Raw genomic sequence first — 15,216 nt, 5'->3', positions numbered from 1 at the left:
GAATGTCATCATAAAAAATGAGCGATCAGGATAAAAATACCGAAGGCTTTATCCCCTCCCATGGAGGTTACCGCAATCTGTTCAGTTATCAGAAAGCAGAAATCATCTATGATGGGACCGTGTATTTCACCAATCGCTTTTTTCATAAATATGACCGCACCGTAGGACAAATGGTCCAAGCCGCCCGCAGTGGCAAGCAGAATATCGCGGAGGGCAGCATGGCTTCCGCCACTTCCAAAGAAATGGAAATCAAGCTTACCAATGTAGCCCGGGCAAGTTTGGAAGAGTTGCAGATTGACTATCAGGACTTTTTGAGAACCAGGAAGCTTCCTATTTGGGAAAAGGATCATCGCCTAGTGGCCCGCGTCCGTGAGTTGAACAAGAGTGTCCCCACACCAACCTACGATACCTTCCAAAAAGCCATCGAGCACGAAGACCCCGAAATCTGCGCAAATGCCATGATCACCCTAATAAAAATCTGCACCTATCTGCTTAAGCAGCAGATAAAGCAATTGGAGATTGCTTTTATAAAAGAGGGAGGATTGAGAGAAAGGATGACGAGAGCTAGGATTGAGGAGAGGAAAAAAGGAAAGAAATAAAGGAAAGTAATGGTAATTATGGGACAGGTGGGGGACACTTAGGACCGCGTTTCACGAGTCCTAAAGGTCCCACAGAATAAAAAAACAATAAATAAACGAATCAGAAACACGGGCAGAACTTATAGACCCCAAGCTAAAAGTTTATGATTGTAATGTGATAGAGGAGATCCTTTAACCAAATTATTTTTATTCGATTATATATAAATCAAAATTTTTTATTTAGTTTGAATACTTGATTTAGAATAAATTTTTAATCTATGCTCTTTTCCGATCCAGCCTATCGCTTACCTCAAATAGAAGCATTAAGACCTGGCCATATCTTGACCTCAGGTACTACCTTGCCGATGATTTTGGACGGAGTTGACAGAAATACGTATGAAAGGGGTCAATACGTTATCAAATTCTGGAACGCAAATAGAATGAGTAAAGCTTCTTCAGCTAGAGAATTGATAGCATCTTGGATTGCGATGGAATTTGAACTTCCTGTTGTCGAACCTGTTATTATCCACATCAGCCAGGCTTTCGTAGATACCTTATATGGAAGAGATGGTTACAAGGCTGCTTCTCAGAGTTTGGGGGAAAATTTTGGATCTACGTATAGACCTGGTTTTGAAGAAATCCTAATGGGACAAAAATTCAATAATCAAATGGAAGAAATGGCATTAAGAATTTATGCTTTTGATCTATTGATTACTAATCCAGACAGAGGACATCAAAAGAATAATGTGAATACAAATGGCACAGATTTCTTAATATTTGACCATGAGCTTGCATTTTCATATATTTCTATGCTACCATTCCTTAGGTCGAAATCTCCATGGATTTTATCTGAGAATGATAGAGAACTTTATACCAAACATGTGTTTTATAAGTATTTGAAAGGTGAGGAAAGAGATTTTTCTTATTTTTCGCAAGATTTAGAAAAATTAAATGACAATTTTTGGCAAAAGGCCTACGATTGTTTACCACTAAATTGGAGGTCATCAGAATTTGATGAAATTAGGAACTATCTTACAGAGATAGTAATGAATAAAGAAAAATTTGCGGACCAATTGACCTTAACCCTACTCTAATGAAAACCTACTATTATCAGCTTCTTCGTTATATCCATGATCAATTTACCGGGGAATTTGTGAATCTTGGTGTTGTCGTTTACTCTCCTGAAGAAATGTTTCTAAAAGCAAAGGTGACTCAACGATACACTCGGATAACTTCTCTTTTTCCCGAGTCTAATGGGAAATTTGTGGTTAATTCTGCCAAATTTTTTGAAAATCAGATTAACCATCAATTTGCTCCGAGGCTCAAGGAAATTTTTCCTCTGTCCTCAAATATGGAAAGTATCACTTCGCAAATTCTGAAAAGGGATGATAGTGCGCTTCAATTAACAGAAGTGAAAAAAGCAATTGATATCGATCTGGATGCTGCTGTTCATGGGATTTTTTCATCGATTGTTGAAAAATACCTTCCTGAAGATAAATCGGACAGACTTGGGGATGAAGAAGTTTGGAAAAAGAAATACAAATATTATTTTGATCACTTTAAGGTATCTGAAAGATTGTCATCACACGCTGTGCAAACCCAAAATGATGTGTTTCATTTTGATAAAGCATGGAAAAATGAAATTTGGCATTGTTATGAACCCGTTTCATTTGATTTAAAGAGAGAGGATACCGTTAAGGATAAGGTTTATCGGTGGGTAGGAAAAATAAGGGAACTATCTCAATCTAACGAAAAAGTTCACCTCACTTTTATGACTATGATACCATCAAAGCACAATAATTTAGTAGATTTTGTAAAAACTAGTTTAGAGACCCAATTCCAAAATATTGAGGTAGAAGTAGTCACCGAGATTGAAGCTGAAGGTTTAGCGAAAAGGATTTCCACTCAAATGGAATGGCATGATAGCCATTCCTAATCCACTTAGATTTTTTAAATGAACGAATCAGAAACCCGGGCAGAACTTATAGACCCCAAGCTAAAAGCTTGTGGATGGGGTGTTGTGGAAGGCTCCAAGGTCCTTCGGGAATACAATATTACCGCAGGTAAGATTCAGACTGGTGGGGGTAGGGGCAGAAGAGAAATAGCTGATTATGTGTTGGTGTACAAAGGCATCAAGTTGGCGATCGTAGAAGCCAAAAGTGAAGTGCAGGAAGTCGGGGAAGGGGTGATGCAAGCCAAAAAATATGCAGAGAAGCTACAATTGGAAACCACCTACAGCAGCAACGGAAAAGATATTTACCAAATCTGCATGAAAACAGGGGCAGAGGGTTTGGTAGCCGACTACCTTAGTCCCGAAGCGCTATGGGACAAGACCTTTCCGGCATCAAGCCCAAAAGACGATTCAGCTATTGTAGCTGCCGAAGTATGGAGGGAGAAATTTGCACATGTACCCTTTGAGGACAAAAGCGGCACTTGGCAACTGCGCTACTATCAGGAAATAGCCGTTAAAAACACCTTGGAGGCTTTGGCTAAGGGACAGGACCGTATTTTGCTTACCCTTGCCACAGGAACAGGAAAAACAGCCATCGCTTTTCAGATTGCCTGGAAATTGTTTCAGACCCGATGGACGGTCCGACAGGCCAACCGGCCCCATGAGTCGGCAAGACGTCCGAGGATTTTGTTTTTGGCAGATAGAAACATATTGGCCGACCAAGCTTTCAATTCTTTTTCTTCATTTCCTGAAGATGCTTTGGTCCGGATCAAACCCAACGAGATCAAAAAAAGCGGAAAAGTGCCGACCAATGGCAGCATTTTCTTTACCATTTTTCAAACCTTTATGTCAAGCTCAGGGACAGAAAAGGAAAACGTCACAATCGAAAATAATGAGTTCTTAATGGCTGCTGAGCCCCTTGGAGAATACCATACCTCGAGGTTTAACTTCGGACAATACCCAAAGGATTTTTTTGATTTTATCATCATTGATGAGTGTCACCGTGGGGGTGCAAATGACGAAAGCAATTGGCGGGGCATTCTGGAATATTTCAGTCCTGCAGTGCAATTGGGCCTGACCGCCACACCCAAGCGAAAGGACAACGTAGACACTTACCGATACTTTGGAGAACCTGTCTATATCTATTCGCTGAAGGAAGGTATCAATGACGGTTTCTTGACACCCTTCAAAGTAAAACGCATCAAAACCACTTTGGACGATTACCGCTATACTTCGGATGATACCATTGTGGAAGGTGAAATTGAGGCCGGAAAACTCTATGAAGAAAAAGACTTTAACCGTACGATTGAGATTGTAGAACGGGAGGCGAAAAGAGTAAACATCTTTTTGTCAGAGGCAAATCAAAAGGAAAAGGCGATTATTTTTTGTGCCAATCAGGCACATGCAGCATTGATCCGGGATTTGGTAAACCAACATGCGAAAAGTAAAGATCCATTCTACTGTGTCCGCGTAACTGCCAATGACGGAGAAGAAGGGGAAAGACTGTTGAGAGAATTTCAGGACAACGAAAAAACAATCCCCACCATTCTGACCACTTCGCAGAAACTCTCCACAGGAGTAGATGCCAGGAATATCCGCAACATCGTCCTGCTACGTCCGGTCAACTCCATGATTGAGTTCAAACAAATCGTAGGGCGTGGGACAAGGTTATTTGACGGGAAGGAGTTTTTCACCATCTACGACTTTGTAGATGCCTACAAGCATTTTTCAGACCCGGAGTGGGACGGAGAGCCTTTGGAAGAAGAAACCCCTGTCCAACATTCTCCAAAGGAGAGAGCGGAGAAAAAGCCCACGGACCTCAAAGAACCGGATACTGAATCTGAGAGGAAACAGAAAATAAAAGTCAAACTGAGAAACGGTAAGGAGCGGGAAATACAACATATGATTTCCACTTCTTTTTGGAGCGCGGACGGTAAGCCCATTTCATCAGAAGAATTTTTGAGCAATCTGTTTGGCGAGTTGCCCAAACTTTTCAAGGATGAGGAAGAATTGCGGAAACTTTGGAGCAATCCATTTACACGAAAAACATTGCTGGAGAATTTGGATACAGCAGGTTATCCCAAAGATGATTTGTTGACTTTGCAAAAGTTGGTCGATATGGAAAAAAGCGACCTGTACGATGTATTGGAATATGTATTCAATGGCGACTATATTGCCATGACCCGGGAAGCCCGTGCCAAGGCAGCAGAAGCAACGATTTTTGCCCTGCTCAATGACAAACAAAAAGAGTTTATCACATTCGTATTGAGCAAATACATTGAAACAGGCGTGGAAGAACTCGATCAGGACAAATTGCCCATCTTACTGACCAACAAGTATCAATCCTTGGAGGATGCCAAGGAAATATTGGGAGACGTAGCGAATATCAGCAGACTGTTCATAGAATTCCAGGAACATCTGTACAATCAGAAAGCAGCTTAAATCAGAGTGGCTTAGACCAGGTCCTTTGGCTTAAAGGTTTTTGGACAAAATGATTTTTTTGGCTAAAGCTCTTGTAGAATCGGGCTGTTTTTGGAACCGTCCAGCTAAAGCAGGACGCAATTGATGGAAATCAGATAGCTTGGTTTTTTTCTTGAATTGAATTAATTTATTTGGAGGAATTGCTCATTCGTGAAGGTTTGCTAAAATTAAGAGGTATTTTCCATAAGCCAAAGGAGTAAAAATACCCTGTTTACGGTATATTTAGGGGAGGAAGAATTTGGTAGGTTAAAAAGATAAAAGTTAACTCAGGTATAACTATTTGACTTCACCGAAGGAAATAAGTAAACCTTTAGGTTATAAATAAACAAGTTATTCGGCAGTTTAAAAAACTGCTCGGTAACAATTAAAATTCAATGAAATGAAAAATAAAATGACACATTTTGCCATTCATATTGACGACCTTGAACGGGCAAAGAGTTTTTATGACGGTGTTTTTGATTGGGGATTCAACTCTTATGGACAAGATGACTTTTTACAGATAAAAGCCGACAAGACAGAAAACGGAGAACTCATTGGGGCTTTACAATCACGAAAATACTCGCCTGTTCCCGAGAAACTAATCGGCTTGGAATGCACCATTGGAGCTGAGAATGTGGATGAGATTGTGGAACGTGTAAAAAGCAATGGCGGACAAGTATTGATGCCGAAAACAGCTATTCCGTATGTGGGTTGGATTGCAAAATTTTTGGATACGGAAGGCAACCTGATTTGTGCAATGCAATACGACAACAGTGCAAGATGACGAAGTCAAGACCCATACATACAGACTTTCAATACTTGTTGGAGCTTAAAGAGCAGGAAGTCATCGAGCTGTTCACCGACTTGAGACAATACATCTTGGAACTGCATCCAGACAGTAATGAAATTCTGTATCACACACACGCTTTGACAGCAGTTTTTTCAATTTCCGAAAAACTTTCGGACGCATTTTGTATGTTGCCCATTTACACCAATCACCTGAATTTGGGATTTAACAAAGGGACACTCTTAAAAGACCTTAACAAACTATTGATAGGAACAGGGAATTTAATAAGACATATAGATGTAAAGAAACCCAGTGATTACAGAAACCTCAAAGTAAAAACTCTGATTAAAGAAGCGATTGACTTTGCTATAAAAGATATGGACAAACCGACAAAATCAATTGGCAAAACCTTATCGAAAATAGAGAAGAAATAAAAGCCGACCACATAATATCGGCTATACACAATGCCCGTGAAATCGGAGCATAGAACAAACCCTGTGTGTCATTAAAAGAAAATGAAGAAACCAGAAAAAATAGAGGTAGTTGCCCTGATACCGGAACTTGATCATATGCTCTTCAAGTTATTGGACGGATTATCAGCCGAAGATTGGGATAAACAAACTATCGCACCTAAGTGGAAAGTGAAAGATATCGCTGTCCATTTATTAGATGGAAATCTGAGAACACTTTCAATGTTGCGTGATGGTTATTATGGAGAGAAACCCGAAACCGTAAATTCCTATGGAGATTTAGTAAACTTTCTTAATGGTTTGAATGCGGATTGGGTAAAGGCGACAAAAAGACTTAGCCCAAAAGTTATCATTGAATTATTAAAAACATCAGGAAAAGAATACTGTGATTTCCTGGCAACCTTAAATCCTGACGATAAAGCTGAGTTTTCAGTGGCTTGGGCAGGTGAAAATGAATCAAAAAATTGGTTTCACATTGCAAGGGAATACACTGAAAAATGGCATCACCAACAGCAGATTAGACTTGCCGTAGGTGAGGAAAAGGAATTACTGGAAGAAAAGTGGTACTTGCCTTATTTGGACACATCAGTCAGAGCACTTCCCCATCATTATCGTCATGTTGAAGGAAAAGATAAAGATTTAATCAAATTCACTTTTTTGGGAAAAAAAGAAAAAAGTTGGTTTTTGTGCTATGACAATGGCTGGGAGTTGTTGGCCTCTACAAATCTAGAACCCATCAGTCAAGTTAAAATAAAAGATAAGTATGCTTGGAAAATATTTACGAAAGGCGTAATGAGAGAGGAAGCGATTGCAAATTCAGAAATAATTGGTGACAAAAAACTTGGTGAGAAAATATTTGATATGATTGCTGTAATGGCATAGAAAAAATAAAACTCCACAAAGTGATCGTTTTAAAAAAGCAGAGATTCGTGCACTTTCGAGGAGTTCGGCTTAAGTCAATTTGTTCAGGTGGAGGATTGTACTATTTTTCGAGAGCATAGGGACCACTTTATCCTGATAATCATAAACAAATTGTACTGTGTAGTTGTCACTATAATTGAAATTAATCGCAAACACGATAGATTTATGAATTTAAAATTAATCCTAGTATTTTTTTTAGCAAACACTTTGAGCGTTGCACTTTACACACAGACTACTCAAAATCAGATAATTGAGAACTTCTTGGAAAAAGAATATGCTGGAAATAGCCCAGGAGCAGTAATTCTGATAGCGAAAAACAATCAGATAATCTTTAAAAGAGCATTTGGACTCTCAGATATTAAAAAAAGGAAGACTATCAAAACCGATATGATCTTTCAGATAGGCTCAATGACTAAGCAATTTACTTCAACCGCAGTGCTTCAGTTAGTAGAACAAGGTAAAGTTTCACTTGATGACCCTATTCAAAAATATGTCGAGTACTTTCCAAATAAAGAATACCCTGTCACCATAGATCATCTTCTATCCCAAACGTCTGGCATTCCTGAATTTTTTGACATTGATGAAGAAGAAATGCATTTACTTTCACAGGAACATACACCTGAACAACTCATTTCATATTATAAGAACGAACCTTTAGCGTTTGAACCAGGTAGCAAATTTCAATATAGTAATTCCAATTACCCTCTTCTTGGAGTTGTCATAGAACAGGTTTCGGGAATGTCACTTAAAGAGTATTTAAGAGTGAATCTATTTGAACCTTTAAATATGAGTTCAACTGGTTTATGGTACACCGATGAAACAAAAAGTAAGCGCATTGCAAACGGATATCGATCATATCAAGGCGAACTGATTCCTTCCCCTAAAATTGTAGGATCTGTCCCCTATGCAGCTGGAGCCATTGTTTCTACAGCTGATGACTTATTTTTATGGAATCGGGAGTTAAAGAACAGAACATTTCTGAGCGATTTTGTGGTTCAAAGTTTAATATCAGAGAAACACACGAACTCAGGAAATGGAACTGGATATGGCTATGGATTTTTTATAAAAGACTTACTAGGACACAAGACCATTCAACACGGGGGGAATCTTTACGGATTTACCAGTTCAGGTCTTTATCTGCCAACCGAAGATTTGTTTGTATGTATCTTATCAAACAAATCCTTGGAGAGAACAGAAGAAGTTGCTAATTTTCTAGCTAGTGTTGTTCTTGGAACTCCATTGGAAATTGAGGATAGGAATCAATTGGAGTATAGCAAATACGCAGCGTATTTTGGAACCTACCAACTTATAGGTGATTCCAGGCTTATTGAAATCTTTATGGTTGATGATGTGCTATTGCTAGACTTTCCTGAGGCAAGAGGAACTGGAACAAGACTGACACTTATAGAAAAAGACAAAATGGAATCTAAAGCTGTAAACGCGCTGATTCATTTCACGAGGAATGAAGAAGGCTCAATAACTGGGTTTACTGCCAACCAAAATGGAATAACTGAATGGAAGAAGATTAAATAACACTAACGCAACAACTTTTGAGAGAATTACCCGGATGGAGTCCTCATTAGCCTCAAAAACAAGAAAATCGAAATTGGAGTTTTGAGTTTGGCCAAACCCATTAATCAATATTATTTATCAAACTATCATTTTATGAACAAATATTCTTTCCTGCTAATTCTCACGATCTTTTTCACAGCTTCCCTGTCTCAAGAGCAAAACCATACTTTCGATAGCGTAGAACCGACTACGGTCACCAGAGAAATTAAAATGATGAAAGAACCTATGGGCCTATTTGTCGAGAAAATAAAGTCGGAAAATAATGGAAAATTAAAATTCACATATAAACAATATGAAAATGCAGACCACCATTCTGTTTTACCACAAGCTTTATACGATGGAATGGAATTGATTTATACGAAATCAAAATGATATAATGACCAGCTTATGTTGAAGATTGGTAAGGAAATAGGAAAGTGTAAAAAAAATCTTAAGTGAAATACAGGAAAGATGGTGAAGAAAATTTTGTTCCCAATAATTGCGATATTCTTGGCCTACAGGTCTTATGAATTGTTAAAGACACTTTGGTTTGCCGAACCCGCGGAACTCATCCTTCCGATCAAAATTTTAATTGCTTTCTTATTGAATTTATTTATTACAGGAATTTTTGCATTTCCGGGATTCGCCTACAAGACAAATCGAATATTGGGCGAAAATTATTATCGTATCAAGGATCCGGATTTAATCTCCAGGTTATCCAAACTCTTGAAGGTGGAATACTTCAAAAAATTTCTTCTCCTTGTATTTTGGGGTAAGAAGGAAAATAGACAGAAATTCTTTGACGGTACAAAATTGGGTTTGGACAATTTTGATTACCAAACCAGGCAATCTGAATTCGGACACTTGGCAGCATTGATTGTTATTCAAATTATGGTATTTTTTATGTTGTTTAAGGGACATTACGCTATCGCTTTATTCACCACATTATTAAACTTTATTTCAAATTTTTATCCGGTTTTACTTCAAAGAACACATAGAATACAGATTTTAAGAATTAGGGACATTTTAAATAGAAAGCCAACCACATAACATCGGCATAAACACTGAGTCTTTTCAAAGTAATTCATCTCAACAAAAATTAATTAATAAAGACAATGACATTATTCAAAATTTTATTGGCGTTACATATTATTTGTGGAGGGATAAGTCTGTTCTATGGAGCTTTCATCATGTTTTCTAAGAAAGGTGACAAAAAGCATAAGAAAATAGGTAATGTATATTTTTATGCAATGTTAAGCACTTCCGTTCTAGCAATTGTAATGTCTTACTTGCACCCAAATTACTTTTTATTCATAATTGCAATTTTTACCATCTACATGATATTATCTGGTAAAAGATATTTAGAGAAAAAGAAAACCAGTAATGTTAAATCGCTTGATTGGATAGTGACTGTTTCAATGTTTATTTTTGGTTTAATTTTCATTGCTTATGGGATTTTCGCAATTGTAAAAAATGATAATTTTGGTATTGTTCTTATTGTGTTTGGCAGTATCAGTATACTATTCGTTGTACAAGACTATAGAAATTTTAAGGGCTTATCAACTATCAAAAATTTTTGGCTTACTACCCACCTACAAAGAATGGTCGGTAGCTATATAGCAGCCATTACTGCTTTTATTGTCGTCAATAATTCCATACTTCCTGAAATTGTAGCTTGGTTACTTCCAACTGTTTTTCTTGTTCCCTTGATTACTATATGGAGAAGGAAATATCAGGTTTTAAGAGTTCGAAAATTAACAGATGCATCTTAATGTACTTGTTAGAAACAAGTAATAAACATATCAAAATATGCTGACAGCAATCAATCCAAAGTTACCAATGCGTGACAAGGTAATAACGAGAAATTATTACGTAAACAGATTGGGTTTTCAAACACTAGGAGACAGCGACTATGATGGTTATTTAATGGTTGTTAAAGATTATATTCAAATTCATTTCTTTGAATTCAAAGACCTAAACCCTAAAGAAAACTATGGACAAGTTTATATCAGAACAAACAACATTGATAAACTATATCAAACTTTTATGGACAGCCAAGTTTCAATTCATCCAAATGGGAAATTAGGAACAAAACCTTGGGGGCAGAAAGAATTTTCTTTACTTGACCCGGACCACAACTTATTGACATTTGGACAAGGTATAAAGTGAGAAATCTCAATCATTGGGTATAGACATATTACCTGACCAAATATTAAATCAAAAAAAAATATGGTAAAGAAATTTTTCAAGTTTGCATTCAAATTAGTTCTTGCGATCAGTTTATTGTCAGCAATTGGTTATGGGGCTTTTCATTTGTGGGAGTACAGCACAGGAAAAGAGTATATTGATTATCTGACAGAAAATAGCGAAACTATTCCTATTAATGAGTCTTTTTCATACAGAAATATTGCTGATGATATAAGCAAAAGTAAAGTTATCTTGGTTGGTGAAGTTCATGGGGTCAGCGAACCGTCTAAGTTTGATGTAGATTTCTTTATTTATTTACACAAAAATCATGGTGTTAGACATTACATTGCTGAATTGGATTTTGTACAAGCTACACTACTCAACGAGTTCATGAAAAATGGTAATGCGGATCTGTTACAAAAAATTCTAAAAAAATGGGTTGTGATTCAAGGCAGAAATAACCAGGATTATTTAGATAAGTACTTTAACCTTCAAAAGTTCTATAGTAGTTTACCGGAAGATGAAAAATTTGAATTCATCGGGATAGACGCAACACAAGATTGGAACTTGGTTTTTGATTATCTAAAAGCGATGTCTGCGACACCTGAAAAAATAAATCCTGAGGACTACACAGTTTTAAGCCTATTGGAAGAATTAACAGAAAATAATGATAGCCAAGATACTTTAGCAATATTATCTCACCTCCGCAAAAATCTTGATTATGTGACCGATAAAATAGACAGAGAGGAAATTATGTTTAAAAATTTTCAATACCATTATACTACGAATAAATTAGTGGATCAAAAATTGTATGGTTTTTTTGGATTGGCTCATGTATTTCAGTACAGAGTAAATGGCCGTGATCCCTTAGCCTCAAAAATAAGAAAATCTGATTTGGAGTTGACTGACAAGATATTGTCTATCAATTTTATGTTTACGGATAGTTATATGGTATGGCCCAGCAATCAACTTCCCTCGTTTATGCAAGATGATGGAGCTTATACTAAAATGTCACTATCTGCTGATAATATGCTCTTGGTTTACGTGGTGGGCGTTAAAGACTTTAAAAGGATGACGCCTAATCATCATAAGTCTTTAGTGAAAATGAACTCTCCAAATGCCCCTTATTCAAATTCAATAAGGTTGAATAAGGTCATTCAAATACTTCCTTTTGCGGGAAAAACCGAATTGAATGATAAAGGCAAACCTTATGTACAATACACAGTTTTTGTTAGAAATTCGGATTGGGCCACACCCATCAAGTAATTATATTTATCAAACTATCACTTTATGAACAAATATTCTCTCCTGCTAATTCTCATGATCTTTTTCACGGCTTCCCTGTCTCATGCGCAAAACCATACATTCGATAGCGTAGAACCGACCACAGTCACCAGAGAAATCAAAAGAGACAATGGTCAACTTTACAATTTGATCATCACACTGCCATTTGATTACCAGAAAGGAAAAGAATATAAAATTCTTTACTATTTGGATGCATGGTGGCTGAAAGACTTGGTTTCGGGGTGTTACCGATTATTAAGCTTGTCCAATAAAACCACAACAAATAATATGGAAGATGTGATTTTGGTTGGTATTTCTTCAGTTGGTGATGAACGGGCCTGGAACCTCCAAAGAAATATGGACTTTACACCTTCCAAATTTAACTCAAACCTTAAGTTCAATTTAGGAGAAGTGCCATTGGATGAAACAACAACCGGTGGGGCAGAAGAATTTCTGCTATTTTTTAAACAGCAAATCATTCCATCTATAGAAAGCGATTATAAGGTGGACAGTGCATCAAGGGGTATAATGGGGCATTCGTTAGGCGGCTTGTTGGGTTTTTATTCCTATTTAAATCACAGTGATTTGTTTTCCAATTACATTTTGCTTGCACCTTCAGTATGGTGGAACGATTCAGAAATATTCCGGGATAAAGCATCCGTTGTAAGTAAAAGAGAATCCAAAATGTTTACTGCAATGGGAACAGCAGAAATCAAAATGATGAAAGGACCAATGGCTATACTGGTCGAGAAAATAAAGTCGGAAAATAATGGAAAATTAAAATTCACATATAAACAATACGAAAATGCAGATCACCATTCCGTTTTACCACAAGCTATATACGATGGAATGGAATTGATTTACACAAAATCAAAATGATAGAATGACCAGCTTATGTTGAAGATTGGTAAGGAAATAGGAACGTGTAGAAAAAATCTTAAGTGAAATACAGGAAAGATGGTAAAGAAAATTTTGTTCCCAATATTTGCGATATTTTTAGCCTGCAGATTTCAAGAATCAGAAACATTTTAAATAGAAAGCCGAACCCATAGCCGTGAATCCTTAATTTGATTCCAAGACTCTATTCAATTTCACCAGAAAAAAATACTGCCCCTTAAATAAAGATTCGGACGGAGGAGAGGATAGGTGAGTGTTTTGGTAGCATCACCGGTATAGAAAGTTCACTTGATAAAGGATTGAAAGAGCGGTATTTTGGCGAAAGACTTGATAACAAATATTATATTTGATTAAGTCAGCATTACAAGCCCATGGAAGAGTTAAAACACATATTGGAAAATGACCCAAGTGTAAAAACAACAAACTTTAAAAAAGGCGATATTTTACTACAGCCCGGTGGTTCAAGTGCCCATAGGTTCTTTGTTAAAAAAGGAATATTGCGGAGTTTTATTCTCGATAGTAAAGGGAAGGAGCACATTTTTAGTTTTGCATCCGAAGGCTGGATTATAGGTGACGTAGAATCTTTGGAGTTTGACAGACCCGGGGAGTTGTTTATAGATTGCATAGAAGATGCCGAAGTCATCATTTTTGATAAGGAGATCTTCTCATTCGTCAACCTGTCAAAAGAAGATTTCATCAATTATACCCACCTGCTATACAGAAGAATGGGCATATTACAAAGAAGGGTCATGATGCTGTTGAGTGCTCCTGCGGTAGATAGGTATGCCTATTTTCTTAAAACCTATCCCGAACTGCCCAACAGGATTCCTCAGCGTATGATAGCAGCATTTTTGGGTATTACTCCTCAAGCCCTCAGTACCATCAGGTCGAAAATAGCTTCTTCAGAATAGGAGATTTTATTCATCTACATGAATGCGGGGGAAAAAATTAGTGCTTTAATTTGACATTATAACTTTAACCATTATGAACAAAGAATATTCAAACGGCGAAATTACCATCAAATGGCAACCCAAGCTTTGCCAGCATGCAGGTATTTGTGTGAAATTATTACCTGATGTTTACAAACCAAAAGAATCTCCCTGGATCAGCATTGGGAATGCTTCCACGGAAGACCTGAAAAATCAAGTCAATCAATGCCCATCCGGTGCTTTGAGCTTTACTGTAAACAATGATACCTGAACTATGGAAACAAAACATATCCCTGTAGCTTGGCCAATCTTGGAATTCGCCAAACTGAAAGATACCATGGAAACCCTGCATCAGTGGATTCAGATAGTGGGTAAAATTCGGTTGCAGGCGATGCCCTGGCAAAACCACTCCTGGCATGTTACCTTGTACCTTAGCGCTCATGGATACACTACCCAAGGTATTCCCTATAAAGGATGTGTTTTTCAAATCGAATTTGACTTTGAAAAGCACAAGGTTTTTATTGAACGTACAAATGAGCAAACTTTGAGTTTTGATCTTCGGCCCATGACGGTGGCCGACTTCTATACTGAACTATTTGAAAAGCTCTCTGAATTGGGCATTGATGTGAAAATCCATGGAAGCCCGAATGAGATGGATCCTGCCATTCCTTTCCATGAAAATACACTGAACAAGACCTATGATCCTGAGGTCGCTAGCGCGTTGTGGCATGCCATGTTGAAAGCCAATCAGGTTTTCAGCGATTTCAGAGGTGGTTTTGTTGGCAAAAGCAGTCCTGTGCACCTGTTTTGGGGGGCTTTTGATTTGGCCGTCACCCGGTTTTCTGGACGTCCTGCCCCATTGCATCAGGGCGGGGTGCCCAATATGCCTTTAGAGGTAATGCAGGAAGCCTATTCCCAGGAGGTTTTTAGTGCTGGATTTTGGCCGGGATCCCAAGATTTTCCACCGGCATTTTACACCTATGCTTACCCTGCCGATCCTGCATTTAGTCAACAAAAGGTATTGCCCGATGAAGCCTTTTACAGCCCTGAAATGGGTGAGTTTTTTCTGAAGTATGAAGATGTTCGAAAGTCGGACGATCCCGAAGGAATGCTCCTTACGTTTTTGCAGAGCAGTTATGAGGCAGCAGCAGTCACATCAAATTGGGACAGAAACAAATTAGAACGAAACCATGGATAAAAA

The 15,216-nt window shown here is 37.7% G+C and carries 17 protein-coding genes; all 17 read left to right on the top strand.

The features are described 5' to 3' along the window. The first annotated feature begins 17 nt into the window (after window positions 1-17). The 17 genes from HMJ38_RS20810 to HMJ38_RS20730 all read left to right on the top strand — a co-directional run bounded on the left by HMJ38_RS20810 (window position 18) and on the right by HMJ38_RS20730 (window position 15,213). Window positions 18-599, top strand: coding sequence for a four helix bundle suffix domain-containing protein (locus HMJ38_RS20810; RefSeq protein WP_194976371.1), 582 nt, complete (start codon window positions 18-20; stop codon window positions 597-599). A gap of 257 nt (window positions 600-856) precedes the next feature. After that, complete coding sequence (locus HMJ38_RS20805) at window positions 857-1,672, top strand: HipA family kinase (protein WP_194976370.1); 816 nt, start codon at window positions 857-859, stop codon at window positions 1,670-1,672. After that, window positions 1,672-2,514, top strand: a complete 843-nt coding sequence (locus HMJ38_RS20800) for a DUF3037 domain-containing protein (RefSeq protein WP_194976369.1) — start codon at window positions 1,672-1,674, stop codon at window positions 2,512-2,514. The genes HMJ38_RS20805 and HMJ38_RS20800 overlap by 1 nt, the downstream gene beginning before the upstream one ends. A gap of 18 nt (window positions 2,515-2,532) precedes the next feature. Next, window positions 2,533-4,971 carry an EcoAI/FtnUII family type I restriction enzme subunit R gene (hsdR, locus tag HMJ38_RS20795; RefSeq protein ID WP_194976368.1) on the top strand — a complete coding sequence of 813 codons (2,439 nt, stop codon included), beginning with the start codon at window positions 2,533-2,535 and terminating at the stop codon, window positions 4,969-4,971. Window positions 4,972-5,389: 418 nt separating this feature from the next. Beyond that, window positions 5,390-5,773, top strand: coding sequence for a VOC family protein (locus HMJ38_RS20790; RefSeq protein WP_194976367.1), 384 nt, complete (start codon window positions 5,390-5,392; stop codon window positions 5,771-5,773). Beyond that, window positions 5,770-6,210: a DUF1801 domain-containing protein gene (locus tag HMJ38_RS20785; RefSeq protein ID WP_194976366.1), complete on the top strand. Its 441-nt coding sequence runs from the start codon at window positions 5,770-5,772 to the stop codon at window positions 6,208-6,210. The genes HMJ38_RS20790 and HMJ38_RS20785 overlap by 4 nt, the downstream gene beginning before the upstream one ends. 81 nt (window positions 6,211-6,291) lie before the next feature. Next, window positions 6,292-7,128 (top strand): maleylpyruvate isomerase N-terminal domain-containing protein, encoded by an 837-nt coding sequence (locus HMJ38_RS20780; RefSeq protein ID WP_194976365.1) that lies wholly within the window; start codon window positions 6,292-6,294, stop codon window positions 7,126-7,128. A 204-nt stretch (window positions 7,129-7,332) separates the two neighbouring features. Continuing rightward, window positions 7,333-8,700 carry a serine hydrolase domain-containing protein gene (locus tag HMJ38_RS20775; RefSeq protein ID WP_194976364.1) on the top strand — a complete coding sequence of 456 codons (1,368 nt, stop codon included), beginning with the start codon at window positions 7,333-7,335 and terminating at the stop codon, window positions 8,698-8,700. Between the two features lie 132 nt (window positions 8,701-8,832). Beyond that, a complete protein-coding gene (locus HMJ38_RS20770; protein WP_194976363.1) occupies window positions 8,833-9,111 on the top strand; it encodes a hypothetical protein in 279 nt (92 codons plus the stop codon). Window positions 9,112-9,189: 78 nt separating this feature from the next. Next, on the top strand, window positions 9,190-9,768 hold the full coding sequence (locus HMJ38_RS20765) for a glycosyl-4,4'-diaponeurosporenoate acyltransferase CrtO family protein (protein ID WP_194976362.1): 579 nt from the start codon (window positions 9,190-9,192) through the stop codon (window positions 9,766-9,768). Window positions 9,769-9,833: 65 nt separating this feature from the next. Further along, a complete protein-coding gene (locus HMJ38_RS20760) occupies window positions 9,834-10,490 on the top strand; it encodes a hypothetical protein (protein ID WP_194976361.1) in 657 nt (218 codons plus the stop codon). 37 nt (window positions 10,491-10,527) lie between these two features. Next, window positions 10,528-10,887 (top strand): bleomycin resistance protein, encoded by a 360-nt coding sequence (locus tag HMJ38_RS20755; RefSeq protein WP_194976360.1) that lies wholly within the window; start codon window positions 10,528-10,530, stop codon window positions 10,885-10,887. Window positions 10,888-10,947: 60 nt separating this feature from the next. Next, window positions 10,948-12,171 (top strand): TraB/GumN family protein, encoded by a 1,224-nt coding sequence (locus HMJ38_RS20750; protein ID WP_194976359.1) that lies wholly within the window; start codon window positions 10,948-10,950, stop codon window positions 12,169-12,171. A gap of 24 nt (window positions 12,172-12,195) precedes the next feature. After that, window positions 12,196-13,068, top strand: coding sequence for an alpha/beta hydrolase (locus tag HMJ38_RS20745; protein WP_194976358.1), 873 nt, complete (start codon window positions 12,196-12,198; stop codon window positions 13,066-13,068). A 389-nt stretch (window positions 13,069-13,457) separates the two neighbouring features. Further along, window positions 13,458-13,997 carry a Crp/Fnr family transcriptional regulator gene (locus HMJ38_RS20740; RefSeq protein WP_194976357.1) on the top strand — a complete coding sequence of 180 codons (540 nt, stop codon included), beginning with the start codon at window positions 13,458-13,460 and terminating at the stop codon, window positions 13,995-13,997. Window positions 13,998-14,070: 73 nt separating this feature from the next. Next, complete coding sequence (locus HMJ38_RS20735) at window positions 14,071-14,286, top strand: (4Fe-4S)-binding protein (protein WP_194976356.1); 216 nt, start codon at window positions 14,071-14,073, stop codon at window positions 14,284-14,286. A gap of 3 nt (window positions 14,287-14,289) precedes the next feature. After that, window positions 14,290-15,213, top strand: coding sequence for a DUF5996 family protein (locus tag HMJ38_RS20730; RefSeq protein ID WP_194976355.1), 924 nt, complete (start codon window positions 14,290-14,292; stop codon window positions 15,211-15,213). The last annotated feature ends 3 nt before the right edge of the window (window positions 15,214-15,216 follow it).

It is taken from the genome of Aquiflexum lacus, assembly GCF_015476655.1.
GTDB classification, from domain to species: Bacteria; Bacteroidota; Bacteroidia; order Cytophagales; family Cyclobacteriaceae; genus Aquiflexum; species Aquiflexum lacus.
The sequence above is the reverse complement of the archived record's forward strand: the minus strand, read 5'-3'. Positions and strand labels throughout refer to the sequence as shown.